The organism is Methylobacterium sp. WL1 (assembly GCF_008000895.1).
In the GTDB taxonomy this organism is placed as follows: Bacteria; Pseudomonadota; Alphaproteobacteria; order Rhizobiales; family Beijerinckiaceae; genus Methylobacterium.
Genome location: NZ_CP042823.1, coordinates 695,615 through 719,425 on the forward strand (window position 1 = coordinate 695,615; position 23,811 = coordinate 719,425).

The window sequence follows — 23,811 nt, forward strand, 5'->3', positions numbered from 1 at the left end:
CGCACGCTAGACGTCTGTGTGGCTGTTCATCGAGGCCTCGTAGGCCTGGATGGTCGTGCGCGAGCGGCGCAGGGGCCGGGTGACCTGCACGGCGATGTTACCGTCGACCTGGCCGATCCGTCCCTGGGTGAGGGCCCAGTCGCCGCAGCGCACCGCAATCAGGTCGGAGGGCTTGGCGTCGAACATCAGGGTGTCGCCGACCTTGAGGCGCATCACCTGCTTAAGCGGCAGCATCATCTCGTGCAGCACCGCCTCCATGGTGACGTCGGCCTGCCAGATCTCGGTGGCGAGGTGGCCCTCCCAGACATGGTCTCGGCCGAGCTTCTCGCCCATGAAGCTCTGGGTCAGCAGTTCCCGGATCGGCTCGATGGTCGCGTAGGGGAACAGGATCTGCAGCATGCCGCCGCGCCCGTCGACGTCGAGGCGGAGGCTGATCAGGATCGCGGCGTTGCCGGGGCGGGTGATGGTGGCGAAGCGCGGGTTGGTCTCGATCCGGTCGATGCCGAAGGTCACCGGCGAGAGCGGCTGGAACGACATCTCCAGGTCGCCGAGCACGATCTCCACGAGGCGGCGCACTAGCGTCATCTCGATCGACGTGAACGGCCGTCCGTCGAGACGGCTCGACGAGCCACCGCGCTTGCCCCCGAGCAGCAGGTCGAAGGTCGCGTAGGCGAGGTTCGAATCGACTGTGACGAGGCCGGAATTCTCCCATTGCTCGGCGCGGAACACCCCCAGCAGGGTCGGGAGCGGGATCGCGTTGAGATAGTCGCCGAAGCGCACCGAGGTGATGTTGTCCAGCGTCACCTCGACGTTGTCCTGGAACAGGTTGCGCAGGGAGGTCGACAGCAACCGGATCATCCGGTCGAAGACGATCTCCAGCATCGGCAGGCGTTCGTACTGGACGACGCCCGAGTCGACGATGGCCTGAACGCCCCCGGCCCCCGAGGCCGAGAGCTCGCGCATCGAGAAGCCGAGGACGCCGTCGATCTCGTCCTGGTTCAGCACCCGGTCGTTGCCGGCGAGCTCGGGGAGGTTGTCGCTCTCCCCGTCCTCAATCATCGTCGCCCATTCGGCGGCGACGTCTCCGGCGTTGCGCGTGGTGCCCTGCTCGGCGAGCGCCGCGCCCCATTCCTCGGCGAGCGACGTGTCGCCGCCCTCGGCGCCCTGCTCCAGGAGGGCGGCCGACCAGTCGTCTTCGGGAAGTTCGTCCTCGGGTTCCATCAGACGCGTCCGCTAGAAGCCTGGTTCGCGGTGACCTCCAGGGCCGACGGGTCGGTCACTGGACGATCACGTCCTTGAACAGCACCGCCTCGACCTTGGCGGGATAGACGGCGACGTTCACGCGCCGCAGCAACTCCTCGCGCAGGCGGTAGAGCCCGACCGACCCGGTGAGGTCACTCGCACGCAGCTCGCGCATGTAGACCTGCAGGGTGTCCTCGATGCGCGGCATCAGGGGCTTCACCTCGTCCTCGACCCCGGCATCCTTGAGTTCCAGGGCGAGCCGCAGCTTGGCGTACTTGGCCTTCTCCTGTGGCGCGTCGGGGCTGAGGTTCAGCAGCATCTCGCGCATCTCGACGAACACGATCGGCTTCTTGCCGTCTGGGCCGACGCCCTTGGCGGCGTCGCCGTGCCCGCCGCCATGACCACCACCATGTCCGCCGCCCGAGGCAGCCTCCTTGCCCTCACCGCCACCGCCAGACCCCATCATCATGAAGGCACCGCCGCCGCCGACGACGACCAGCAACACGGCCGCCCCGATCATGATGAGCTTCTTCTTGCCCTTCGGAGCCGCCTCGGCGCCGGCTTCGCCCTCTTCGGCGGCCTTTTTGGGCTTCTTGGCCATGGGAAATAATACTCTCTCGCGGATATCCGCGTGCCGGGTATGACCGGATATCGGAGCATTACGGTTAACGCGTCGTTAAGCGGGCAAATCCTGCCGGGCCAGGATTGCCGTAGCGCAGGCCCGACCCATCCGGGTGGTTGCCGGAGCGTCGCGCAAATCATTCAATTTGCATGCAAATTTGGATTTTTGAGCGTTGGCACAGCGGATGCTGAATGGATCGTTGCCGCCACCGCGGCACGCGAGTGTCAGAGTCCACGATGCAGAATGCCCTCTTCGTCGGCGTGTCGAGCCAGGTGGCGCTTCAGCGCGAGCTGGACGTCATCTCCAACAACATGGCGAACGTCTCGACCACCGGCTTCAAGGGCCGGAGCACGCGGTTCCAGGAATACCTGATGCCGGTGGCGAGCGCGGATTCGTTCGCCCGCCCGGACAGGCGCCTCTCCTACGTCATCGACCAGGGCACGACGCTGGACCTGGGGCAGGGGCCGATCGAGCAGACCGGCAACCCGCTCAACGTCGCGGTGAAGGGCTCGGCGTTCATCGCGGTGCAGTCGCCCCAAGGCGAGCGCTACACCCGGAACGGCGCCTTCGAGATCGACCCGACCGGTGCGCTGGTGACCAGCGACGGCTACAAGGTCGTCGGCGACGGCGGGCCGATCACCATCAACCAGCAGGAGACCGGGCTGACGATCGGCCTCGACGGCACCGTGTCGACCAACCTCGGCATCCGCGGCAAGATCAAGCTCGTCACCTTCGCAAACCCGCAGCGTCTCACCAACGAGGGCGGCAACCTCTACGCGTCGCCCGAGCCGGCCCGCGCGGCCGGACTCGACGGCCGCCTGGAATCCGGCGCGCTGGAGCGCTCGAACGTCCGTCCGGTCATCGAGATGACCCGGCTGATGGACGTGAACCGCTCCTACGCAATGATGTCGAGCATGATCAGCCGCCTCGACGACCTGCGGGGCACGGCGATCCGCCGCCTCGCCGACGTCGCGTAAGGGGGCTCGACCGATGCGCGCCCTTTACTCAGCCGCCACCGGCATGGCGGCCCAGGAACTGAACGTCCAGGTCATCTCGAACAACATCGCGAACCTGCGCACCACCGGCTACAAGCGCCAGCAGGTGCATTTCCAGGATCTGCTCTACCAGAACCTGCGCCGAGCCGGCTCCTCGACTTCCGAGCAGAACACCCAGCTTCCCGCCGGCCTCGCCCTCGGCTCGGGCGTGAAGACGACCTCGACCGCCCGCGTCATGTCGCAGGGCACGCTGAGCTCGACCGAGAAGGACTACGACGTCGCGGTCCGTGGCGAGGGCTTCTTCCGGGTGACGATGCCGGATGGCCGCACCGCCTATTCCCGGGACGGTTCGTTCGACCTCTCGGCCACCGGCCAACTCGTCACCCGCGACGGCTACCTGCTCGATCCGGCGATCACCGTGCCGCAGACGGCGACCGCGGTCACGATCAGCGCTACCGGCGCCGTCCAGGCGACGCTGCCCGGGCAGACCGCGCCGCAGGCGCTCGGCCAGTTCCAGCTCTCGCGCTTCGTCAACAAGGTCGGCCTCGAATCGATCGGCGACAACCTGTTCATCGAGACGGCGGCCTCGGGGCCGGCGATCAGCGGCCTGCCGGGAGCGGAAGGATTTGGAAACCTTCAGCAGAGTTATTTGGAAGAGGCGAACGTGAACGCCGTCACCGAGATCTCGTCGCTGATCGCCGCGCAGCGCGCCTACGAGATGAACTCGAAGGTCGTGACCGCCGCCGACCAGATGCTCTCCACCACCTCGCAGATGTTCCGCAGCTGACCGCGCGTCCTGCCCTCACTTCAGGTCTCCGATCATGTATGCCGGCTCCCAGATCGACCTTGCCGACCTGCCCCTCGTCAGCACGGCGACGGACGAGAGCGACCTCAACCCGATCGTCCGCCGGACCCGCCCGCGGGTGGCGCCCCCCGGCGCCGCGGTGCTTGTGCGCGCGGCGCTCGCCTTCCTGACCTTCGCGGCCATCGGCGCCCTTGCGATCCCGGCGATGGCCCAGACCGCCCCCCCGCAGAACGAGGCTCAGAAGGCGCAGCCGCGCCTGCGCGGAGACGTGACCGCCCGCGGCGATGTGCTCGCCCTGTCCGACCTCGTCGAGGGCGCGCCGGACGCGCTCGCCACGCGGCCGCTGTTCCGCTCACCCGCGCTCGGCGCCACCGGCACGATCCAGACCCGCCGCATCGTCGAGGCCGCCGCAGCCCTGGGCCTGACCGGCCTGGAGACCGGTGGCCGGATGCAGATCGCCGTGCAGCGCGCCGCGCGACGCCTGGGACCGCCGGATCTGGAGGCCGCGCTCAAGCGCGCCCTGGAGACGGGCTACGGCCTCGATCCGCGCAGCGTGGCCGTCCGCTTCGACGGCGACGGCCCGACGCTGCTGGCGCCGGTTGACCTCGCCGGTCAGGCCACGGCCCTCGACCTGACCTACGATCCGCGCTCCCGCCGCGTCACGGGTCTCGTCAGTCTCGGCGAGCGGCAGGCATCGCTCCGGGTCTCGGGCGTGGTGGTCGAACTGCGCGAGGTGGCGGTGCTCACCCGGTCGCTCAACCGGGGTGATCCGGTGCGAGACGGCGACCTCGTCGTCGAGCGCCGCCCCCGCGAGATGGTCGCGGCCGACGCGCAGGCCGGCGCCACGGCGGTCCTGGGTGAGGTCGCCCAGCACGCGCTGCCGGCCGGCACGGTGCTGCGGGTCTCCGACACCGCCCTGCCGGAGCTGGTGGCCCGGGGCGAGAGCGTGACCATCGTGTACGAGACCGCCAGCGTCAGCCTGTCGATGCGCGGGCTGGCCAACGAGGCCGGCCGGATGGGCGCGGTCGTCAACGTCGTGAATGTGGCCTCGAAGAAGGTCCTCCAGGCTACCGTGATCGGCCCCGGCCGGGTCTCGGTCGGCCCCGCCTCCACGACTCATCAGGCCGCCGCGGCCCCGCAAGTCCAGGCGACGGCGTCCCTGCGCTGATCGCCCATCCGATGCGTCAACGAGTTTCCCGATGACCAGCCGCCTCGCCCTGACCCCGCTCGTCGCCGTGCTGTTCGCCGGCCTCGGGGCCTGCAACACCGCCGACCGGCTGTCCCAGGTCGGCGCCACCCCGGCGCTGTCGGCGATCGAGGATCCGACCACCCAGCCGGGCTACAAGCCTGTCCGGATGCCGATGCCCGACGTGCAGCCGGTCTCCTACGCGCCGAATTCGCTCTGGCGCACCGGCTCCCGGGCGTTCTTCAAGGATCAGCGGGCGGCCCGGCTCGGCGACCTGCTGACCGTGAAGGTCAACGTCACCGACAAGGCCAACATCAACAACGAGACCAAGCGGTCCCGGGCCAACACCGAGAGCTTCGGCCTGCCGAACGCCCTGGGGCTGGAGAACAATGCGGTCGGCAAGTCCTTCGGCGTCGGCAGCACGGCGCTGCTCGCCGCCACCTCGGCCACTGCCAACGACGGCGCCGGCTCGGTCCAGCGGGCCGAGACCGTGACCACCAACGTCGCCGCGGTGGTCACGCAGGTGCTGCCCAACGGCAACCTGGTGGTCGAGGGCAAGCAGGAGATCCGCGTCAACTTCGAGGTTCGCGAGATGGTGGTGGCCGGCGTGGTCCGGCCGGAGGACATCGAGTCCGACAACACCATCGACTCGACCAAGATCGCCCAGGCCCGCATCGCGTATGGCGGCCGCGGCCAGATCACCGACGTGCAGCAGCCCCGCTACGGCCAGCAGATCGTGGATATCCTGCTGCCGTTCTGAACGCTCTCAACTCGGCTCCTCCGGCTCCGGCCCGCGGGTCACGTCGAGGCCCGAGGCGGCCCCCGCGGGCGGCCCGACCTTCACCGGCGCACCGGTGCGCGCGGCCTCGTAGATCGCCTCCATGAGCACCTGATCCTGCAGCCCCTCTTCACCGGGGGTGCGGGGACGCAGGTTCTCCTGGATGCACCGGGAGAAGTGGTCCATCTCGAGGGCGAACTGGTTCTTGGGGCTCAGAACCTTCTCGTCGCGGGTTCCGTTCTTGCCGTCGCGGTGGGACACGAACAGGCGCTGGCCCTCGTACGCGAAGGCGTTCTGCAGATCGACGGAGGCGCTCCCGGTGTGGAGCGTCAGGCTCCGGGCCTCGTACACGCCGTAGCTCGACGTGCATTGCGCGATCACCCCGGACGGGAAGCGCATCGTGAAGGTGACCGTCTCCTCGACCTCGCGGAACTTCGGATCGTCGGGCGGAGAGTGGATCTGGGCCTGGATCAGGTCGGGCTCCTCGCCGAGGACGGCCCGGGTGGTGTTGAGGCAGTAGAGCCCGATATCCGGCAGCGATCCGCCGCCCGCGAGCGCCTTCTTGAGCCGCCACTGCTCAGGCAGCCCGCTCGTCTGGCCGTTGAACGCCTGGATCAGCCGGGGACGCCCGAACTCGCCTGAGCGGGCGAGCTTGATCACCGCGCGGTTGTGCGGCTCGTACTGGCAGCGATAGGCGATCATCAGCTTGACGTTGGCCTGGTTGCAAGCCGCGATCATGTCGCGGCACTCCTGCGAGGCCACCGCCATTGGCTTCTCGCACAGCACCTGCTTTCCGGCTGCCGCGGCGGCCAGGACGTTGTCCCGGTGCACGCTGTTGGGCGTCACGACGTAGACCGCCTGGATTGCCGGGTTGGCCTTCAGCCGATCCCACTCGTCGTAGCCGTAGACGGCATCCTCGGGCAGGCCGTATTGCCGCGCCACGAGCTTGGCCTTGTCGGGGGTTCCCGACATCACCGCGGCCAACCGCGAGCGCTTGGTAACCCCGAAGGCCGGCAGGATCTCGTCGAGGCTCAAACGCCCGAGGCCGACGACGCAATAGCCAACCCGCTGGCCCGGAGGCTGCGGCGCCGGGCTCGGCGCCGGCGGCCGGTCGGCCGGGCCGCGCCAGTTCGGGAACATCACGCGGCCGCCCTGAACAGCGCCGGTATCGGCCGGAACCGCCGGGCCGAGCTGGGCCGCCTGGGCGGTGCTGCCGAGGCCAGCGCCGGCCAGGGCGCCCCCCGCGGCCAGGAGGGTGCGTCGTGAGAGTCGGGTGTCGTCCGCCATGAGCCTCGCCGTTTCGCTGGATCCGGGTCACGGCAGCGAATCGCCGCGACATGGGACGAGCGTCCGCGATCAACGCTGTCCCGTCAGTGAACGCAGGCCGCCATCCGGTCGTTTCCGGACAGCAGCGCGGCGCGCAGACGCGCGACCTCCGCCTCACTGTCGGTCAGGCGGCGGGCCGCCGGAATCCGACTCGGAGGCCGCCTCCGTCGCCTCGCGGATGGGACCCGAAGGCCCCCTCAACCTCCGGTTTACCTTGATCGTCCGGTCAGGCGGGCGGCGGGGGATCGGGCGCCTCCACCTCGCCCCGCCGCTGAAGCTGGAGGGCGACGAACCAGCACAGCGACGCCCAGGCCGCGCCGATGCACCACCCGGCCAGCACGTCGCTCGGCCAGTGAACGCCGAGATAGATCCGGCTGAGTCCGACCAGCAGCGTCAGGCCGACCCCCAGTCCGAGAACCAGGGCCTTCGCGCTGCGATTGCGGTCGAGCCGGGCAATGAGGGTCGCCAGGGTCAGGTACGCGATCGCCGACATCGTGGCGTGGCCGCTCGGGAAGCTCGCCGTGAAGACCTCCATGCCGTGCGGGACAAGGTCCGGCCGGGGCCGCTGGTAGAACAGCTTCAGCACCGTCGAGATTAGCTCACCGCTGCCGACCGCGGCGAGCACGAACAGGCTGATCCGCCGGCGTCCGGAGACCGCCAGGTAGGCCGCCACCGCACAGGTCAGGAACAGGACCGTGAAGACGCTGCCGAGCCCGGTGATGTCGCGCATCGTCTCCTCGAGCCAGGGCGGCCCGATCGGGTCGGACAGGTCGGCGGGATTGCGCAGGGCCAGGAGGATCTTGCGGTCCAGCGCCGCGGTCGAGCCCTCGCCGACCTCGTGGGCGAGGTAGAAGAAGCCGTAGCCCAGGATGCTGACCCCGAGCAGAGCCACGAGGGGCCCGACCTCGTTCAGCCGAAGGCGCAGCCAGACCGACATCGCGCGCCCGGTCAGGGGATTGCGCTGCAGGCCACCCGGCGCCCTCATGGCGCTCCCCTTCCGGTCGGCGTGAGAACCATTAGGCATTCTCCCCGAAGGCCAGCGTGGCGACGGGCTCCCAGGGACCGCCAAGATAGCGCCACAGTTGCGTCGCGGGCGCAGTGAAGTGGAACGGCGCGAAGCCGGCCGACAGGTCGGCGCGGAGCGCGCGGGCCTTGTCGGGGGTGACCTTGTTCTGCACCGTCACGTGTGGCCGCCAACCCTGCCGGTCCTGCGCCGTCAAGTAGGGCTCGAAGGCCTTGGCCAGCCGAGCCCGGAAGTTCGACAGCGACTCTGATTCGAGGACGTAGGCGACGCCGCGGCCCGTGAAGCGCAGGCCCGTGACGGCGACGCCAGGCGCCGGCACCGTCCGGGCCAGCGTCGTCACCGCCTCGATCACCCCGCGCTCCCGGTCCCCCGGCAGGTGGTGGAACAGCGTCGCGTGGGCCGGGATGAAGTTCAGGGCCTCCGGGAAGTTGCGCCGGCGCTCGCCGTCGAAGCGCGCGAAAGTCGGCTCGTCGAAGGCGAGCGTCAGGATCAGGGGGGCCGCGTCATGCATGAGACGCGACATGGCGCCAAAACCGCTCAGGTCCAGTAGAGCACCCGCGCGGCCGGCAGGTCGCGAGCGAGGCGATCCGTCAGATGCGTGCGCATCGCCTGCATCAAGGGCTTCGGGAAGACGTGCTTCACGGTGCCGAACTTGGTGCGCTTCTCCACGCGGTCGGCCTCGTCGAGGGGCAGGTCCGATCCCGGGTACCAGCCGCGCAGGACCGCCTTCGAGATCGGCGTGAAGCGGTGGGTGATGAGTTCGGCGGTCAGGTCCAGATCGGGGATGCCCGCCAGCGCGTCGGCGGCATCGCGGATCAGCCCGGCATAGGCCGCCTCCCAATCCGGTACCGGGATGATCGGCGCGATGGTTAGGCCCACGGGATAGCCGGCCCGCGCCATCGCGGCCATGGCGGCGAGCCGCGCGTCGAGCGGGTCGGTGCCGCCCTCGTAGCGGGAAGCGGGACGGGCATTGACCGAGAAGCGGATCCGCGTGCGCCGGTTGTGCGGCAGGTCGAGGAGCGGGGCGACGGCGGCGAACTTCGTGGTGAAGCGCAACTGCACCGGCGCGTTCCAAGCGCCGAAATGCCGGATCGCCGCCGAGAGCGAGCCGGTGAGATGCTCGATGCCCAGAGGATCCGTGTAGCAGGACGCCTCGAAGGTCGTGCCCTCGTGAGCGCGCTCAGTGGACGCGGAGGTCACGGCGCCCTGGCCGGCATAGCCCGCGAGGTTGCCCAGTATCGCGTCGAGATTGGCGTAGGCCCGAGTCAAGGGCGGCCCCTGGAGCGAGCCGGCGAGGTAGCAATACTGGCAATGGGCCGGGCAGCCCTCCGCGAGGTCGAAGCGCCAGTCGGCCGAGGGCGGGATCGGTTGCAACCGCAGCTTCGTCGGCGGCGCCACCGTAATGGCGAGGGTCGCCTTGGCAGCGGTGTAGGCCCGGCGCGGATCAGCGTCGCGCAGCCCGGTGAGGCGGTTGGCGGCGAGCCGCTCCACGGGCAGCCCCATCGCCTCGGCCCGCGCGACCATGGCACGCCCATGCGCGAAATCCAGCGCGGCCGGGGTTACCAGCACTCGGCGCGGGCGCCAGAGCCGGGCCGGACGGGCACGGGCCGAGCCGTGGCTTTCAACCGGCGAGGGGGCGGGCATCAGGGCAGCGCTGGACGACATGTCTGTCGAACGCACGCCACCCCGGGCGGGTCCGGCCTCGGCGACCCGGCAGCGTGCGGCCGAAGCGCTCGCCGCATTGAAGGCCTGTCGCCGTTCCCGATTGCAAGGTGATCGGGAACGGCTCTAAAGCACCGCCATGGCTGCAGGCAGGGAGAGCGTACATGTCGGCCGCGACGGATGGCTGTTCCTCATCGGCGGCACCAACCGCGTCCTGGACCGTTACCGGGGCGGATTGCGGCACTGGCTGCTCCTGCGCGGCTGGACGCGGCTGATCGAAGCCCGGGCCCGGCGCGCGGAGCGTCTCGGGATCCGCTGCCTTCACGTGATCGTGCCGGAGAAGCTGTCGGTCTACGACGACAAGACCGACGGGCTGCGTTACGCCCCGGGCAAGGCCTCCACACGCCGTCTGGCGCGACGCCTGGCCCGGCATCCGGCCTACCTCGATCTCCTGGCGCCCCTCCGGGCGGGCCGTGACGGCCTGGTGCCGCTCTACCTCCGCACCGACACGCATTGGACCATCGAGGGCTGCCTCCTGGCCTATCGCGAGATCATGCGCGCGCTGGGGTCGATCCCGCCGGCCGATATCGGCGCGCGGCCGCAACTCGTCACCGAAGCCGTGATGGACCTCGGCGAGAAACTCAGCGAGCGCCCACTGGAGCGGCTGAACCGGTTCATGCTGCTGCGCGACGCCAAGCGGGTCGAGGTCGGCCCGCTGCTCGCCGCCTACGAGGCGCAGGGGCGCGACCGGGAGGCCCATGTCGGGGCCCACGTCGTCTTCCGGAACGAGGCGGAGGGCGCCGACCCGCGCCGCCTCGTGCTGTTCGGTGATTCCTGCGCGCATTTTGACCCGTTCCTGCTGACCGGGCTGCTGGCCGAAAGCTTCCGCGAGGTTCACTTTGTCTGGTCGGCCAGCCTCGACTGGGGCTACATCGAACGCGTGCGCCCCGACATCCTGCTGTTCGAGTTGGCCGAGCGATTCCTGGCGCGGCTGCCGCGGGACGATTTCGACGTGGCGGTCTCTGGCCAGCGCGGGACCGGCGGGCGGCTGGCGCAGATGAACGGCGCCGGGCGCGCCACCGCGGCTCAGTAGATCGCGGGGTCCAGGCGGGCGAACTCGGTGATGCTGGCCCCTTGATACTTGACGAAGGATTCGGGGGCGCAGGCGATCCCGATCATCAGCACGAGCAGGGTGGCGACGCAGGCGAGCGTCGCCGTGACCACGTCCGCATGCCGCTTAAGGGTGTGGATCAACAGACACCCCAGGGTGAACAGGGCCGCCTCAGCGACGGGCACCAGCGCGAACGACATCTCTCAGCTCCATGCAGTCTCCCGCCGAGCCGGGGGCGCTGCGGATGCGCAAAAGCGGGCGGGTGGCCGGAAAATGGCCGATTATGCTGCACTGCAATAGAAGCGTTCGCGCAAGCCTGCGTTGCACGAGGCTGTGGCGCACGCCGGAACCGAGTCGGACGGCGCCGCCGGCCCCTTTCCGCAGCCGTCTGGGCTCCCATCTCGCTTCGACGACCATCTGAACCGGGATATCACCATGGGCCTCCTCGTCGACGGCGTCTGGCGCGACCAGTGGTACGACACCGCCTCGACCGGAGGCCGGTTCGAGCGAAAGGCCTCGTCCTTCCGCAACTGGGTGACCGCCGACGGAGCACCCGGTCCTTCAGGGGAGGGCGGCTTCAGGGCCGAGCCGGGGCGCTATCACCTCTACGTCTCGCTGGCCTGCCCGTGGGCCCACCGCACCCTGATCGGGCGGGCGCTCAAGGGCCTGGAGGAGGCGATCACGGTCTCGGTGGTGGATCCGCACATGGGTGCCGAGGGCTGGGTGTTCGGAGACACGCCCGGGGCGACGCCGGACCCGATCCATCGCGCCAGCCGCCTCTACGAGGTCTACCGGGCGGCGGACTCATCCTATACCGGCCGCGTCACGGTGCCGGTGCTGTGGGACCGCAAGCGCGGCACCATCGTGTCGAACGAATCCGCCGAGATCCTGCGGATGCTCAACAGCGCCTTCGGGGAGACCGGGCCGGACCTGTACCCCGAGGATCTGCGCGTTGCGATCGACGCGATCAACGAGCGGGTTTACGACCGGGTCAACAACGGCGTCTACAAGGCCGGCTTCGCCACCGCGCAGGACGCCTACGCGGCAGCCTTCGAGGCGCTGTTTTCCGAACTCGACGCGCTGGAGGAGCGCCTCGACCGGGGCCGCTATCTCTGCGGCGACCGACTGACCGAGGCTGATATCCGCCTGTTCACGACGCTCGTGCGGTTCGATGCCGTCTATGTCGGGCATTTCAAGTGCAACCGGCGCCGCATCGCGGATTATCCCAACCTGTCGAACTATCAGCGCGACCTCTACGCGCTTCCCGGTGTGGCCTCGACAGTCGATTTCACGCACATCAAGCGGCACTATTACGAGAGTCATCCGACCATCAACCCGACCCGGATCGTACCGCTCGGTCCAGAACTCGATCTTACCGCCCCAAACGACCGTGCCCTACGGTTCGGTTGAGCGGAGGCCGATCCCGCCCGGCAGGCCCGCCTCCCTCGACAGACCGTTCAGGACGCCTAGTTCGACCGCAAACGGAGGAGACAGGCCTGCCATGACGAACCGACTGCGCCTCGCGCTGCTTTGCGCGCTCCTCGGCCTCCCCTGCACGGCGCACGCGCAGGCTGCGCTCCGGCTGGAAGGGTCGTGCGAGAAGCTGATCGTCAACGGCCAGGATCTCAGCGCGTCCTGCAGCGACGTGCTGATGAATGCCGTCAACCGCAACCGCACGAGCTTCGACTTCTCCGCGAAGGATGGCCAGACCATCAGCTTCAGCGGCAACGGCGCACAGCAGGAGGCGACCGAGGAGACCGACCCGCTGCAGCCGATCAACTTGGTGATGGTCGGCAAGGACGGGACGCCGACGCTGGCGATCGGCGCCTGCCGCTTCTCGGCCCCGGAGCCCGGCCGCACCGCGATCACATGCGAGGCCAGCACGGCGGATGGCCGCGCCTTCGCCGGAACCTTCGTAACGGCCGCCAAAGCTGCGGAGAAGGGGGCACCCGGGGCGCCGGCCCGGTGAGTTTGGACTGGTCAGACCCGGTCAGAAGCCCCATCTAAGGCACTCCACGAAAAAAGTTCCGAAGCTAGGCCAATGCTGAATGACACCCTTGCCGGCGGCGCCGCTCCGGCCGGCGACACCGATGCCCTGATCAAGGACACGACGACCGCGGGCTTCCGACAGGATGTCATCGCCGAGTCGATGCACCGGCCGGTCCTGGTCGATTTCTGGGCGCCTTGGTGCGGCCCCTGCAAGCAGCTCACGCCGGTCCTGGAGAAGGTTGTCAAGGCGGCCAAGGGCGCCGTGGCGCTGGTCAAGATGAACATCGACGACCATCCCTCGATCGCGGGCCAGCTCGGGATCCAGTCGATCCCGGCCGTGATCGTGTTCCAGAAGGGCCAGCCCGTCGACGGCTTCATGGGTGCAGTACCGGAAAGCCAGATCAAGGAGCTGATCGACCGTGTCGCGGGCCCCGCCCAGGATCCGGTCGAGCTGGCACTCGCGGACGCCGCCGCCCTGATCGAGGAGGGCGACCTTGCGGGCGCCTCCGAGATCTACGCCGCGGTCCTGGAGCAGCAGCCCGACAACGTGGCGGCGCTCGCCGGCCTGGCGAAGATGCAGCTCGACGCCGGCGAGATCGAGAATGCCAAGCGCGTGCTGGCGATGGTCCCGGACGCAAAGGCCGCCGACCCGGCGCTCACCGGCGTCCGTGCCGCCCTGGAACTCGCCGAGCAGGCCGCCTCGCTCGGCGACCTCACGGGATTGCAGCGTGAGGTCGACGCCAATCCGGACGCCCACCAGGCGCGGTTCGACCTCGCTCTGGGTCTCGCCGCCGCGAACGAGCGCGGACAGGCGGTCGATCACCTGATCGAGTTGCGCAAGCGAGACAAGGAATGGAACGAGGATGCGGCGCGCAAGCAGCTCCTGCAGTTCTTCGAGGCCTGGGGCGTGATGGATCCCGACACGATCCGGGGACGACGCAAGCTCTCGGCGCTCCTGTTCTCATGACACTTCGGCTCGCCCTGGGGCGGATATTCCGCCCCAGCATCAGGCCCATCCGGGAGGCGCCATGAGCACCCATGCGAGCTACAAGGGCCCGGCGGATTGCCCCGCCGTCATCCCAGTCTTTCCGCTGCCCGGCGCATTGCTGCTGCCGCGCGGCCAGATGCCCCTGAACATCTTCGAGCCACGCTACCTGTCGATGATCGACGACGCGATGCGCACGGATCGGGTGATCGGGATGATCCAGCCCGATCCGGAAGGGTCGGGGGCGGCGAACCCCAAGCTCTACCGGGTCGGCTGCGTGGGACGGATCACGCAATACGCCGAGACCGGCGACGGCCGTTACCTCGTCTCGCTGACCGGCATCAGCCGGTTCCGGGTCGAGAGCGAGCTGGCCTCCACCAGCACCTACCGCCGCTGCCACGTCTCCTACGAGGACTTCGCGGTGGACTTCGAGCCGCGGGCGGGCGAGGAATTGGTCGACCGCGACGGCGTCCTCAAGGCACTGCGCGACTTCGTGGAATCGAACGATCTGAAGGTGGATTGGGACGGGATCGACGAGGCGCCAGACGAGGCGCTGGTCAACGCCCTCTGCATGATGAGTCCGTTCGGCGTTCGCGAGAAGCAGGCGATGCTGGAGGCCCCCGACCTGAAGACCCGGGCGGAAATCCTGATCGCGGTCACGCAGATGGAACTGGTTCGCGGCTCCGGCCCCGAGCCGACGATGCAATAGGCGCGCACGACCGATGACCAACGACCTCACAACCACCGTCGAGGCGACCCGCGTGGACCCCAAGCTCCTTGAGATACTGGTTTGTCCGCTGACCAAGGGCACGCTCGAATACGATTCCGCCCGCCAGGAACTGATCAGCCGCTCTGCGAAGCTCGCCTACCCGATCCGCGACGGCATCCCGATCATGCTGCCGGAAGAGGCGCGCTCACTGACGGATTGAGACGCGCGGGGCCGGGACACGCGGTCGGGCGGACATGGTCCGCGCCGCTCGACGAAACACCGGCCTCGTACTGCCGCTCCAGGACGGGCTGCGACGGTCACGCAGCGCGTTCCGCCAGGTGCGCCGTACCTCCTCTCCCTGACGGCAGAGGACTTTTTCTTCATCCTGCCGTCGCGCTGTCCAGCCCGAACTAGACATCTCGTCTCTCGCGCCGGCGCGGGGGACCGATGCCTCGCCCTGCGATGCACGAGCTCGACGGTATGGGCGGGCGCGTCTGTTCCCCGTGCCAAGGCGCAATCTGAAAATCCGGGCGCGGGTTGAGAAGAATGCTACGCCGGGCCCGGGCGCACCCGTTCCACACGCCGCCTTCGAGGACGGCGTGGATGAACGTTCCCCAATCAATGATACGGCCAAGCAATCGCAGAGCGCGGCGTGACTATTTCCGCCTCGTCGAGGCGCAGATCCTGATCTCACCCAAAAACCGTGCGGCCATACTCTTGCCGCTTCCCTCATTCAGCATTGCGTCATCCTCCATCGACGAGTGTGACCCGGCGCGCCATGACGGGCGGCGCGCGCTTTGCTGAAAGAGATACCCGCATGATCAAACTGGTCGCCGCCGCGGCTCTCGCCGCCGGCCTGTTCTCCGCCATATCCCCGTCGGCCCACGCCGCACCGGGCGCGAACAACGGAACGTGGTCGGTGGAACTCGTGACCGAGAGCGGGCTATGCAACGCCCGCTACACCTACGCCTTGGCGATCCGCGAGGGCCAGGTTCGGCTGGTCTCGGGCGAGGCAGGAGCCCGGGTGAGCGGCCATGTCGGCGCCGACGGCAGCGTCGGTCTCGCCGTCACCACCGGGACGGCGAGCGGGACCGGAACCGGGCGGCTTCAGTCCGGTACCGGCTCGGGCACCTGGAAGGTCGCCACCCTATGCTCCGGCCACTGGACCGCGCGGCGCAGGAACGACCGCACCGCGCAGGCCGACTGACGACGGTCAGGCGGCGCCGGCGAGCCAGGTCCGCGCCTCGGCGAGGCGGGCGCGCTCGAACACCTTGATCTGGGTCGGCGAGACGAAATTGAAGGTCTCGGCCAATGCCTTCAGCCAGGGCGCATCCGTCACCAGGGCGACATGGCTGACGCTCTTCATCATCGAGATGCCGAAGCGCGGGTCCTTGAAGAAGGCGGCCGGCTCCATGCCCTCGAAGGCGCGGATATCCTCGAGCAGCTTGATCTTGCCGCCCTTGTCGAGGTCCGCCTTCATGGCATTCATCGCGGCGTTCATCTCCTCGTCGGAGATCTTGCCGTCGACCACGATCTCGGCGACGTTCGAGTCCGGCGTCTTGGTATAGCTCAGCACTGATCGCTCCTCCGGGAACCGCACGCGTCCCGCCGCCGATCTCCGGCCGCGGGTCCGCTGCCCGTGGCCGCACTGTCTTACAAAAAGCTCTGCGGGTCGACATCGATCGCGACCCGGACGTTGCCACGCACCTTCGGGCCGCGGGCGATCCAGGCGCGCAGATAGGCCTGCATGTCGATGTTGCGCTCCGTCTTCACCAGCAGCCGGAAGCGGTAGCGGCCCCGGACCAAGGCGAGCGGCGCCTCCGCGGGCCCCAGCACCATCACACCCTCCGGCGGATCGGCGGCGCGGGCGAGCGCCTGTCCGTGCGCCTCGGCGACCTCCCGCTCGGCGGCCGAGACGATCAGCGCGGCGAGCCGCCCGAACGGTGGCAGCCCCGCCGCCTCGCGGGCGTGGATCTCCTCCTGATAGAAGCGCTCCGCATCCCCCGACAACAGGGAGGCGATCACCGGGTGTTCGGGCTGGTAGGTCTGGACCAGCGCCCGGCCGGGCTTGTCGCCGCGCCCGGCCCGGCCGGTAACCTGCTGAAGCAGCTGGAAAGTGCGCTCCGCCGCCCGCGGATCGCCAGAGGTCAGTCCGATATCGGCGTCCAGCACGCCGACCAGGGTCAGGCTCGGGAAGTTGTGGCCCTTGGCCACCAGCTGCGTGCCGATGACGAGGTCGCATTCACCGGCCGCCACCGCCTCCAGCTCCTGTCGCAGGCGGTCGGCGCCACCGGGAAAGTCGCTCGACAGCACGACGATGCGCCGGTCCGGGAACAGCGCGGCGGCCTCCTCGGCGATCCGCTCGACGCCGGGGCCGCACGCGGTCAGGTTGTCGAAGGTGCCGCACTCGGTGCAGGCGTCGGGCCGCCGCTCGGTGTAGCCGCACTGATGGCAGACGAGCGCCCGCCGGAACCGGTGCTCCACGAGCCAGGTCGAGCAGTTCTTGCACTGATAGCGGTGCCCGCAGGCCCGGCACAGGGTCAGCGGTGCGTAGCCCCGGCGGTTGAGGAACAGCAAGGCCTGCTCGCCCCGCTCCAGGGTATGCTTCACGGCGTTGACCAGCGGCGGGCTGAGGAAGCGGCCCCGCTCGGGCTGGTCCTTGCGCATGTCGATGGCGGCGATGTCGGGCAGGCGCCGCCCGCCGAACCGCTCCGGCAGCAGCACGTGGCGGTAGCGCCCGCGCGCCGCGTTCACCCGGGTCTCGATCGACGGCGTCGCCGAGGCCAGCACCACCGGACAGCCCTCCAGGCGCCCGCGCACCACCGCCATGTCGCGGGCGTGGTAGTGGACGCCGTCCTCCTGCTTGTAGGCCGCCTCGTGCTCCTCATCGACGACGATCAGGCCGAGGCGGGCGAACGGCAGGAACAGCGCCGAGCGCGCGCCCACCACCACCAGAGCCTCGCCGGCCGCCACCGCGGCCCGCAGTCGCTCGCGGCGTTTGCCGCCGATGCCGGAATGCCAGGCCGCCGGCCGGACCCCGAAGCGCTGGGCGAACCGGTCGAGGAACTGCGCCGTGAGGGCGATCTCGGGCATCAGGATCAGCGCTTGGCGCCCCGCCCGGACGCAGGCCGCGACCGCCTCGAAATAAACCTCGGTCTTGCCGGAGCCGGTGACGCCCTCGAGCAGGATCGGCCGGTTGTCGGCCGCCTCCGCGTCGGGTTGCAGCCACGGGAACGGCTCGACCAGTTCCGTCACCGCCTCGGCCTGGGCGGGCGAGAGCGGCGTGCGCGGAAAGTCCGGCTCGGGGGGCAGGGCGACCGGCTCGGGCTCGACCGCGATGGTCTCCAGGACGCCGTCGTCGATCAGGCCGTCGATTACCGAGAGCGAGACCCCGGCTTCCTTGGCGAGCGCGCTCTTGCCGCGCAGCGCACGGTCCGCGGCCGTCGCCACGACCTTGGCTCGCGCCGCGGTCGGCCGTGAGGGCGGCTTGTCGGTGAGGCGCACCGCAACCCGGGCGATCTCGGCGGCGGCGGCCTCGTCGGGCAGGCGCAGCACAATGGCGAGCGCCGAGCCCTTCGGGGCGAGGGTGTACCGGGCGATCCAGTCGACCAGACTGCGCAGCGGCTCCGAGAGCGGTGCGTAGGGGAGGGTGCCGGTCACGGGGCGCAGGTTCGAGCCGCCGGCCGTCTCGGCCAAGCCCCAGACGACGCCCACGATCTCGCGGGGCCCGAGCGGCACCTGCACCACGTCGCCGACCGCGAGGTCGAGGCCGCCGGGCACGGCGTAGCTGTAGGGCGCATCGAGCGCCAGCGGGATCAGGATCTCGGCGACAAAGGGCATGCGGGCGTATCGGGCGGGTCCGTTCCGGGTCCGTACCACAGGGCCGGGAAAAGAACCCGCGGCTTCAGCCGTCCCGCAGACCCGGCACCAGCGGCAGGGCGGCGAGGCTCATGGCCGCCATCGCCCAGAAGGCCGGTGCCCCGAAGGCGCCGAAGAGCGCGCCGGAGGCCAGCGTCGCCAGCACGCCGGACAGGCCGAGGCCCAGGGTCCCGTAGAGTGCCAGCGCGGTGGCCCGACGTTCCGGGGGCGTCGCGGCCTCGATCAGGCCGAGGCAGGCGAGGTGCAGCAGGGCGAAGCTCAGCCCGTGCAGGACCTCCGCACCCGCGAGGACGGGGATCGCTGTGGTCGAGGCGAGCGCCGCCCAGCGCAGGGCGCCGGCCAGCGCCGCGACCGCGATTCCGGCCGGGAGCCCGATCCGCGCCAGGAGCCAGGGTCCGGCGAACAGGAACACCAGCACCTCGGCCGCCACCGATCCAGACCAGAGCAGTCCGGCGGTGCCGGCTCCAATTCCGGCAGCGCGCCACAGGATCATGGCGAAACCGTCATGCATGGCGTGGGCGCCGACCACCAGCGAAGCCGCGAAGACCACGCGCAGGAAGCGCGGCAGCCGCAGCAGATCCGCGAAGTTGTGCCACGGCATGGGGCCGTTTTGCGCGCCTTCGCGGACCGGCAGCGCCAGGGCCGCACCCGAAGCGGCGATGAACAGGCCCCCGCTCGCCACCAGCGCGGCCCACAAGCCGGACGCGGCGATCAGCCAGCCGGCGGCGCCGGTGGCGGCGATGAAGCCAGCCGAGCCGGCCGCCCGACCCAGCCATACTGGAAGACGGCCCCGCCCTGGGCGGCGGCGAGCGCCAGCGCGTCGGCCAGCGGCGCAGGCGCGGCGGTTCCGGCCGCGTACAGCAGGGCCCGCCCAAGGGAGCTGCCAGAACCCGACGCCGGGCAGGTGCGCCAGGACGGCGAGACCCGCGAGCGCGATGCTCGCCGCCAGGACGGGACGGCCGGCCCGGCTCCGGTCCGCGAAGGCGCCGGCCAGGGGGCCGATCACCAGCCGCAGGGCGCCGGCGGCTGCCAGGAGGGTGCCGATCTGCCCCGGCTCCAGCCCACGCGCCGCGAGAAAGCCCGGCAGGATCGGGGAGAGGAAACCGTAGGCCCCGTACAGGGCAACGTACAAAACGAGGAAGCGGGACAGACCACCCCGCCGAGCGGTGTCGCGCGCGCCGGGATCCATCGGAGCAGCCTCGTCAGGATGCGTGCGGCGGGCAGGGCGACATAGAGGTCCGATCGAAGAGAGACCGGGGTCGCTCCGACAACGGCCAGACAACAGCATCCGGATCGCCAAAGCAAATCACTGCTCCGGATGCATCGCCCGTTCAACCGGGTCAGCAATCAGCCGCCCCTACGCCCCCGCGCCTTGCAATCGCGCGGCCTTCGCAAACAACGTCTCGAAGCGGGCCCTCTCGTTTGCCGAGGGGCCGATATCCTCGCCGAAGGCCGATCCGGTCCGCGCTTCCGCGCTTCCGCGCGCGATCCTGTGCCAGGGTGCCGAGGAGCCGCCCCCGCGATCGGTCAATGCCCGCGCCGGCCTGCCGCCGCGGCGGCGGGGGTCTTGGCGATGCTCTGCCCGAGGCGCAGCAGCAGCATATCGATCAGCAATTGCAGTTCGGTATCCGCGACTCCTTCGAGCGCGTCGCGGCATTCGAGGGCCCGGTCGATGGCGACCGAGAGCGCATCCAGCGGCTCGACCGGCAACGGGGCGGCCTGCTCATCCTCGAGCCGGCTGTCGGTCACGTCGATGATGATGCCGTGCCCGGTCCGCCGGCTCGACGAGCCCGCCGGCAGCCGGCCGCGGTCGAGGATCCACCGGACCTGGCCGGCCGGCGAGAGCGTGCGGTACTCGGCCACGAACAGGCCGCCGCGCTCGCGGACCGCCTGGAACTGCCGCACCACCGCCGGCCGGTCCTCGGGATGGACGCAGGCCTTCGCGATCTCCAGCGGAATCGGCCGCCCGGCGAGGCCAGGATCGCCCGCGAGCACGTCGGCGGCGCCGGCATCGAGGGTGCAGCGATCGGACCGGGGCGACCACGACCACGCGCCGATCACGCCGGACGCGTCGAGGGCTGCCGACAGATCCACCGGCAGGCCGCGCGGGCGCTTGATCGCGTCGACAACCATGGGCGATCTCCGAAACCGGCGTGCCCCTCGCACGCATTCTTCGCAGCCATACAACCCATGATGGAATTAAGAGGCGGTTAACTCAACACCGCAACCTCAATGCTCTCCCGGTCATTCTACTGATGGATTGAGGTTATTCCCGCCGACCGACGAACCGTCCCCGGTTTCGCGCCATGTCAATGGACGCGCGACGGTTGTACTTCATGCGCGGGCTTCAGCCGATCTGCGTGACCAGCGTGAACGCGCCGAACAGCAGCACCGCCCCGACCACAACCGCCAGAAGAATGAGCGCAGCCCGCGATTCTTGGATGTCCGACGCCATGAGCCTCCCCGATCGTATCGCCCGGTCCGCCGGGCCGCGCTCCGCGGCGCTTTGCGTGCCAGAGTTGCACCGATCGGCCTGGCTGTCGACGGTGGACGGCGCCATCGGGCGACAGGGATCTCTGGCCGAAACGGCGCCATCTTTGACCGGGTTCACCGCGCCGACCTAAGCAAGGTCCGGCACGATGCTTCGGCGATCGAGGGAGCGACCGATGCGAAGCGATGTTGCGTTCAGTTCGGAGGGCCGGACCTTGCGGGGCTGGCTCTATTGGCCGGACACACCGGAGGGCGCATCCGCTGCGGCCGTGGTGATGGCCCACGGCTTCTCGGCGGTGAAAGAGCAGTATCTCGGTCGTTACGCAGAGGTTTTCGCGGCGGCCGGTCTCGGCGTCCTGGTCTACGACCACGCCCATTTCGGCGCCAGCGACGGGCTACCCCGGCAGGAGGTCGATCCGACGGCGCAGAAGCGCGGCTACCGGGATGCGATCAGTTTCGCACAGACGATTCCCTGGATCGATCCGGACCGCATTGGGATCTGGGGCACCAGCTTCAGCGGGGGCCACGTGATCGAGGTCGCGGCGATCGACCGCCGGGTCCGATGCGTCGTCGCGCAGGTGCCACAGATCAGCGGCTCGAGCTCGGCACAGCGCCGGACCCGTGCCGATCTCGTGCCGGCCCAGCTCCGTCGCTTCGAGGCCGACCGCTCCGCGCGCTTCCGCGGCGAGGAGCCGGCCATGCTGCTAGCGGTGTCGGACGATCCGCGCCAACCCTGTGCGATGCCGGGACAGGACGGCCACGCCTTCTTCACCGGCACCCAAGCCTTCGCACCGGCCTGGCGGAATGCGGTGACGTTGCGCAGCGCCGAACTGTCCCGCGAGAACGAGCCGGGCGTGCACATCACCCGGATCAGCCCGACACCGCTGCTGATGATCGTGGCCGAAGACGACGGTCTCACGGCCACCGACCTGTGCCTTGAAGCCTATCAGCGCGCCCTGCCGCCAAAAGATCTGGTATTGGTGCCGGGCGGTCATTTCGATCCGTATGTCCGGCACTTCGATCGCACCAGCTGCGCCGCCCGGGACTTCTTCATCGCTCGTCTCGGCGCGCGGCCGACCGCCTGACGATCGCCCGGTGTTCGGCCCCGCCTCTCAGCCAAGCCCGAAGGTGATCTGCCTCGGCCGCGACTACCCGGATGGCGGGATCGTCGGCCCGCATTGTCACGCACGCGCGCAGTTGATCTACGCGATGGCCGGGGTGATGGAAATCCGCGCGGCGGGCAGTCTCTGGATCGTACCGCCGCAGCGGGCCCTGTGGGTCTCAGCCGGCGTCGAGCACGCCATGCGCGCCCGCGGCGCCGTTTCGCTTCGGACCTTCTACGTCGCCGACCATGCCGTGCCGGCCGACCTGCCGAACGTGCCGACCGGTCTCGCGGTGACACCGCTCCTGCGCGAACTGATCCTGCGGGCGATCCGCGATGGCCGGGCGGACGATCGGGTCGGGCGGCAGGGCCGGCTGTTCGATGTCCTGCTTGATGAGGTCGCCGCGCTCCCGCACTGCCCATTCTGCCTGGCGATGCCGGAAGACCCGCGGCTCCGGCGTGTCTGCGACGCGATCCTGGCGCGTCCCGGCGACCGGCGGGACATGGCGGCCTTCGCCCGGGATGCCGGGGCCTCGCCGAGAACACTGGCGCGGCTGGCGGAACGAGAGCTGATGGTCCCGTTCTCAGTCTGGCGTCAGCAGGCCCGCGTCCTGGCCGCGTTGCCGATGCTGGTTGGAGGCGGATCGGTCGCCGAAACCGCGGCCGCGCTGGGCTACGAGACGCCCAGCGCCTTTGCGGCCATGTTCCGCCGGATCATCGGTGCAGCCCCGGCCGCCTATCGGACCCAGGGCGCGGATCCCGCCGCTGCCTTTGGACGAGCCGTACCGACCCGCAAGGCGAGCCGATCCGGTTGACGCGAGCTCCCGATGCGTCCACGTTTGTACCAATCGGTACAAACCGTGAGGATACGCTGATGTCGGACCGCCCGCCATTTCCACCTTTCACCGCGGAGACCGCCGCCCGAAAGGCCCGCATGGCCGAGGATGCCTGGAACGGGCGGGATCCAGAGCGGGTCTCGCTCGCCTACACGCCGGACAGCGTGTGGCGGAACCGAAGCGAGTTCCTGTCGGGGCGCGCGGCGATCGTGGCGTTCCTCCAGCGCAAGTGGGCGCACGAACGCGAATACCGGCTGATCAAGGAGCTCTGGACCTGCGGCGGCGACCGGATCGCCGTGCGCTTCGCGTACGAGTGGCACGACGCGGGCGGGCAATGGTACCGCTCGTACGGCAACGAGAACTGGGAGTTCGACGCGCACGGGCTGATGCGCCGCCGGATCGCCAGCATCAACGATCTGGCGATCGCCGCCGCCGACCGGAAGTTCCATTGGCCGCTGGGCCGGCGCCCCGACGATCATCCGGGCCTGAGCGACCTGGGCCTCTAGGCACGGTGACGGTGCGCAGCGAGATTCTGCCGGCGCTCGCGGAGGTCTTTCGTGAGCACGGCTACGCGGGCGCCAGCCTCGCGCTGATCGGCAAGGCCACCGGCCTGGGCAAAGGCAGCCTGTACCACCTCTTCCCGGGCGGGAAGGCCGAGATGGCAGCCTGCGTGCTCGCGGAGATCGACGCGTGGTTCGAGGCCAACGTATACCGGCCGCTGCGCGAGGCCGACCGGCCCGAGACCGCGATCTGGGAGATGTTCGCGTCGGTCCAAACCTATTTCCGGTCGGGGCAGCGGGTCTGCCTCGTCGGCGTCCTGGCCCTCGGCAGCGGCCGTGAGCTGTTCGCCGAGGCGGTGCGGGGCTACTTCGCCCGCTGGGTCGCCGCCCTCGCCGACGCATTGTTGCGTGCAGGGCACGATGCGGAAGCCAGCACGGCGCTGGCCGAGGACGTCGTCGCGCAGATCCAGGGGGCGATCGTGCTCGCGCGGGCGCTCGACGAGCCGGCGGTCTTCACCCGCGCGCTGGCCGCGCTGCGGTCGCGGATCGCGACCGCAGCGGGCTGAGGCG

The 23,811-nt window shown here is 69.8% G+C and carries 26 protein-coding genes; 15 read left to right on the top strand and 11 right to left on the bottom strand.

Annotated elements, in window-relative coordinates; genetic code table 11:
• Nucleotides 1–6: 6 nt before the first annotated feature.
• Nucleotides 7–1,224 carry a flagellar motor switch protein FliM gene (gene fliM, locus FVA80_RS03685; RefSeq protein ID WP_147855648.1) on the bottom strand — a complete coding sequence of 406 codons (1,218 nt, stop codon included), beginning with the start codon at nt 1,222–1,224 and terminating at the stop codon, nt 7–9.
• 52 nt (nt 1,225–1,276) lie between these two features.
• The gene (gene fliL, locus FVA80_RS03690; RefSeq protein WP_147908790.1) at nt 1,277–1,843 is read right to left on the bottom strand and encodes a flagellar basal body-associated protein FliL; all 567 of its coding nucleotides are present in this window, start codon (nt 1,841–1,843) and stop codon (nt 1,277–1,279) included.
• A 257-nt stretch (nt 1,844–2,100) separates the two neighbouring features.
• On the opposite strand from fliL, the gene flgF reads away from it, so the two are divergent.
• From flgF to flgH, 4 genes are read left to right on the top strand one after another with little or no spacing between them, the layout of a single operon-like run.
• Nucleotides 2,101–2,841 carry a flagellar basal-body rod protein FlgF gene (gene flgF / locus FVA80_RS03695; protein WP_147908791.1) on the top strand — a complete coding sequence of 247 codons (741 nt, stop codon included), beginning with the start codon at nt 2,101–2,103 and terminating at the stop codon, nt 2,839–2,841.
• Nucleotides 2,842–2,854: 13 nt separating this feature from the next.
• Nucleotides 2,855–3,646 carry a flagellar basal-body rod protein FlgG gene (gene flgG / locus FVA80_RS03700; protein ID WP_092038758.1) on the top strand — a complete coding sequence of 264 codons (792 nt, stop codon included), beginning with the start codon at nt 2,855–2,857 and terminating at the stop codon, nt 3,644–3,646.
• 34 nt (nt 3,647–3,680) lie between these two features.
• A complete protein-coding gene (gene flgA / locus FVA80_RS03705; protein ID WP_246692254.1) occupies nt 3,681–4,832 on the top strand; it encodes a flagellar basal body P-ring formation chaperone FlgA in 1,152 nt (383 codons plus the stop codon).
• A gap of 31 nt (nt 4,833–4,863) precedes the next feature.
• Nucleotides 4,864–5,610, top strand: coding sequence for a flagellar basal body L-ring protein FlgH (flgH, locus tag FVA80_RS03710; RefSeq protein WP_147855644.1), 747 nt, complete (start codon nt 4,864–4,866; stop codon nt 5,608–5,610).
• Nucleotides 5,611–5,616: 6 nt separating this feature from the next.
• On the opposite strand, the gene FVA80_RS03715 is transcribed toward flgH, so the two are convergent.
• From FVA80_RS03715 to FVA80_RS03730, 4 genes are all read right to left on the bottom strand, one after another.
• A complete protein-coding gene (locus FVA80_RS03715) occupies nt 5,617–6,915 on the bottom strand; it encodes a Gfo/Idh/MocA family oxidoreductase (protein ID WP_147908792.1) in 1,299 nt (432 codons plus the stop codon).
• Nucleotides 6,916–7,180: 265 nt separating this feature from the next.
• Nucleotides 7,181–7,939: a phosphatase PAP2 family protein gene (locus FVA80_RS03720; protein ID WP_147908793.1), complete on the bottom strand. Its 759-nt coding sequence runs from the start codon at nt 7,937–7,939 to the stop codon at nt 7,181–7,183.
• 31 nt (nt 7,940–7,970) lie between these two features.
• Nucleotides 7,971–8,489 carry a 2'-5' RNA ligase family protein gene (locus FVA80_RS03725; RefSeq protein ID WP_147908825.1) on the bottom strand — a complete coding sequence of 173 codons (519 nt, stop codon included), beginning with the start codon at nt 8,487–8,489 and terminating at the stop codon, nt 7,971–7,973.
• Nucleotides 8,490–8,515: 26 nt separating this feature from the next.
• Nucleotides 8,516–9,622: a spore photoproduct lyase family protein gene (locus FVA80_RS03730; RefSeq protein WP_147908826.1), complete on the bottom strand. Its 1,107-nt coding sequence runs from the start codon at nt 9,620–9,622 to the stop codon at nt 8,516–8,518.
• Nucleotides 9,623–9,779: 157 nt separating this feature from the next.
• On the opposite strand from FVA80_RS03730, the gene FVA80_RS03735 reads away from it, so the two are divergent.
• Complete coding sequence (locus FVA80_RS03735) at nt 9,780–10,733, top strand: hypothetical protein (protein WP_147908794.1); 954 nt, start codon at nt 9,780–9,782, stop codon at nt 10,731–10,733.
• Here FVA80_RS03735 and FVA80_RS03740 read toward each other — a convergent pair.
• Nucleotides 10,727–10,951, bottom strand: a complete 225-nt coding sequence (locus FVA80_RS03740) for a hypothetical protein (protein WP_147908795.1) — start codon at nt 10,949–10,951, stop codon at nt 10,727–10,729. The genes FVA80_RS03735 and FVA80_RS03740 overlap by 7 nt on opposite strands.
• Nucleotides 10,952–11,186: 235 nt before the next feature.
• Here FVA80_RS03740 and FVA80_RS03745 point away from each other — a divergent pair, with 235 nt between their 5' ends.
• The 6 genes from FVA80_RS03745 to FVA80_RS03770 all read left to right on the top strand — a co-directional run bounded on the left by FVA80_RS03745 (nt 11,187) and on the right by FVA80_RS03770 (nt 15,641).
• Nucleotides 11,187–12,161, top strand: a complete 975-nt coding sequence (locus tag FVA80_RS03745) for a glutathione S-transferase family protein (protein WP_147908796.1) — start codon at nt 11,187–11,189, stop codon at nt 12,159–12,161.
• Between the two features lie 91 nt (nt 12,162–12,252).
• Complete coding sequence (locus FVA80_RS03750) at nt 12,253–12,720, top strand: hypothetical protein (protein ID WP_147908797.1); 468 nt, start codon at nt 12,253–12,255, stop codon at nt 12,718–12,720.
• Nucleotides 12,721–12,792: 72 nt separating this feature from the next.
• The gene (trxA, locus tag FVA80_RS03755) at nt 12,793–13,707 is read left to right on the top strand and encodes a thioredoxin (RefSeq protein WP_147908798.1); all 915 of its coding nucleotides are present in this window, start codon (nt 12,793–12,795) and stop codon (nt 13,705–13,707) included.
• A 61-nt stretch (nt 13,708–13,768) separates the two neighbouring features.
• Entirely contained in the window at nt 13,769–14,434 is a 666-nt protein-coding gene (locus FVA80_RS03760; protein ID WP_147908799.1) for an LON peptidase substrate-binding domain-containing protein, read from the top strand.
• Between the two features lie 13 nt (nt 14,435–14,447).
• Nucleotides 14,448–14,654, top strand: a complete 207-nt coding sequence (locus FVA80_RS03765) for a Trm112 family protein (RefSeq protein WP_147854793.1) — start codon at nt 14,448–14,450, stop codon at nt 14,652–14,654.
• 597 nt (nt 14,655–15,251) lie between these two features.
• Entirely contained in the window at nt 15,252–15,641 is a 390-nt protein-coding gene (locus FVA80_RS03770) for a hypothetical protein (protein ID WP_147908800.1), read from the top strand.
• 6 nt (nt 15,642–15,647) lie between these two features.
• On the opposite strand, the gene FVA80_RS03775 is transcribed toward FVA80_RS03770, so the two are convergent.
• From FVA80_RS03775 to FVA80_RS03790, 4 genes are all read right to left on the bottom strand, one after another.
• Entirely contained in the window at nt 15,648–16,010 is a 363-nt protein-coding gene (locus FVA80_RS03775) for an STAS/SEC14 domain-containing protein (protein WP_147854795.1), read from the bottom strand.
• A 77-nt stretch (nt 16,011–16,087) separates the two neighbouring features.
• Nucleotides 16,088–18,274, bottom strand: a complete 2,187-nt coding sequence (locus FVA80_RS03780; RefSeq protein WP_147908801.1) for a primosomal protein N' — start codon at nt 18,272–18,274, stop codon at nt 16,088–16,090.
• 64 nt (nt 18,275–18,338) lie between these two features.
• Complete coding sequence (locus tag FVA80_RS03785) at nt 18,339–19,502, bottom strand: MFS transporter (RefSeq protein WP_348644621.1); 1,164 nt, start codon at nt 19,500–19,502, stop codon at nt 18,339–18,341.
• Between the two features lie 338 nt (nt 19,503–19,840).
• Nucleotides 19,841–20,446 carry a PAS domain-containing protein gene (locus tag FVA80_RS03790; protein ID WP_147908803.1) on the bottom strand — a complete coding sequence of 202 codons (606 nt, stop codon included), beginning with the start codon at nt 20,444–20,446 and terminating at the stop codon, nt 19,841–19,843.
• A gap of 533 nt (nt 20,447–20,979) precedes the next feature.
• Here FVA80_RS03790 and FVA80_RS03795 point away from each other — a divergent pair.
• Genes FVA80_RS03795 through FVA80_RS03810 form a run of 4 tightly spaced genes read left to right on the top strand, consistent with a single transcriptional unit; the run spans nt 20,980 to nt 23,807 of the window.
• Nucleotides 20,980–21,888, top strand: coding sequence for an alpha/beta hydrolase (locus tag FVA80_RS03795; protein ID WP_147908804.1), 909 nt, complete (start codon nt 20,980–20,982; stop codon nt 21,886–21,888).
• A gap of 10 nt (nt 21,889–21,898) precedes the next feature.
• On the top strand, nt 21,899–22,720 hold the full coding sequence (locus FVA80_RS03800) for a helix-turn-helix transcriptional regulator (RefSeq protein ID WP_210249201.1): 822 nt from the start codon (nt 21,899–21,901) through the stop codon (nt 22,718–22,720).
• A 59-nt stretch (nt 22,721–22,779) separates the two neighbouring features.
• Nucleotides 22,780–23,247: a nuclear transport factor 2 family protein gene (locus FVA80_RS03805; RefSeq protein WP_147908806.1), complete on the top strand. Its 468-nt coding sequence runs from the start codon at nt 22,780–22,782 to the stop codon at nt 23,245–23,247.
• 5 nt (nt 23,248–23,252) lie between these two features.
• Nucleotides 23,253–23,807: a TetR/AcrR family transcriptional regulator gene (locus FVA80_RS03810; RefSeq protein ID WP_147908807.1), complete on the top strand. Its 555-nt coding sequence runs from the start codon at nt 23,253–23,255 to the stop codon at nt 23,805–23,807.
• Nucleotides 23,808–23,811 lie beyond the last annotated feature (4 nt).

Bases quoted from the DNA above. Each gene is read 5' to 3' on its own strand.
- fliL (WP_147908790.1), bottom strand. From the start codon at position 1,843: ATGGCCAAGAAGCCCAAAAAGGCCGCCGAAGAGGGCGAAGCCGGCGCC.
- flgF (WP_147908791.1), top strand. From the start codon at position 2,101: ATGCAGAATGCCCTCTTCGTCGGCGTGTCGAGCCAGGTGGCGCTTCAG.
- flgG (WP_092038758.1), top strand. From the start codon at position 2,855: ATGCGCGCCCTTTACTCAGCCGCCACCGGCATGGCGGCCCAGGAACTG.
- flgA (WP_246692254.1), top strand. From the start codon at position 3,681: ATGTATGCCGGCTCCCAGATCGACCTTGCCGACCTGCCCCTCGTCAGC.
- flgH (WP_147855644.1), top strand. From the start codon at position 4,864: ATGACCAGCCGCCTCGCCCTGACCCCGCTCGTCGCCGTGCTGTTCGCC.
- FVA80_RS03715 (WP_147908792.1), bottom strand. From the start codon at position 6,915: ATGGCGGACGACACCCGACTCTCACGACGCACCCTCCTGGCCGCGGGG.
- FVA80_RS03720 (WP_147908793.1), bottom strand. From the start codon at position 7,939: ATGAGGGCGCCGGGTGGCCTGCAGCGCAATCCCCTGACCGGGCGCGCG.
- FVA80_RS03725 (WP_147908825.1), bottom strand. From the start codon at position 8,489: ATGCATGACGCGGCCCCCCTGATCCTGACGCTCGCCTTCGACGAGCCG.
- FVA80_RS03730 (WP_147908826.1), bottom strand. From the start codon at position 9,622: ATGCCCGCCCCCTCGCCGGTTGAAAGCCACGGCTCGGCCCGTGCCCGT.
- FVA80_RS03735 (WP_147908794.1), top strand. From the start codon at position 9,780: ATGGCTGCAGGCAGGGAGAGCGTACATGTCGGCCGCGACGGATGGCTG.
- FVA80_RS03740 (WP_147908795.1), bottom strand. From the start codon at position 10,951: ATGTCGTTCGCGCTGGTGCCCGTCGCTGAGGCGGCCCTGTTCACCCTG.
- FVA80_RS03745 (WP_147908796.1), top strand. From the start codon at position 11,187: ATGGGCCTCCTCGTCGACGGCGTCTGGCGCGACCAGTGGTACGACACC.
- FVA80_RS03750 (WP_147908797.1), top strand. From the start codon at position 12,253: ATGACGAACCGACTGCGCCTCGCGCTGCTTTGCGCGCTCCTCGGCCTC.
- trxA (WP_147908798.1), top strand. From the start codon at position 12,793: ATGCTGAATGACACCCTTGCCGGCGGCGCCGCTCCGGCCGGCGACACC.
- FVA80_RS03760 (WP_147908799.1), top strand. From the start codon at position 13,769: ATGAGCACCCATGCGAGCTACAAGGGCCCGGCGGATTGCCCCGCCGTC.
- FVA80_RS03765 (WP_147854793.1), top strand. From the start codon at position 14,448: ATGACCAACGACCTCACAACCACCGTCGAGGCGACCCGCGTGGACCCC.
- FVA80_RS03770 (WP_147908800.1), top strand. From the start codon at position 15,252: ATGATCAAACTGGTCGCCGCCGCGGCTCTCGCCGCCGGCCTGTTCTCC.
- FVA80_RS03780 (WP_147908801.1), bottom strand. From the start codon at position 18,274: ATGCCCTTTGTCGCCGAGATCCTGATCCCGCTGGCGCTCGATGCGCCC.
- FVA80_RS03785 (WP_348644621.1), bottom strand. From the start codon at position 19,502: ATGGATCCCGGCGCGCGCGACACCGCTCGGCGGGGTGGTCTGTCCCGC.
- FVA80_RS03790 (WP_147908803.1), bottom strand. From the start codon at position 20,446: ATGGTTGTCGACGCGATCAAGCGCCCGCGCGGCCTGCCGGTGGATCTG.
- FVA80_RS03795 (WP_147908804.1), top strand. From the start codon at position 20,980: ATGCGAAGCGATGTTGCGTTCAGTTCGGAGGGCCGGACCTTGCGGGGC.
- FVA80_RS03805 (WP_147908806.1), top strand. From the start codon at position 22,780: ATGTCGGACCGCCCGCCATTTCCACCTTTCACCGCGGAGACCGCCGCC.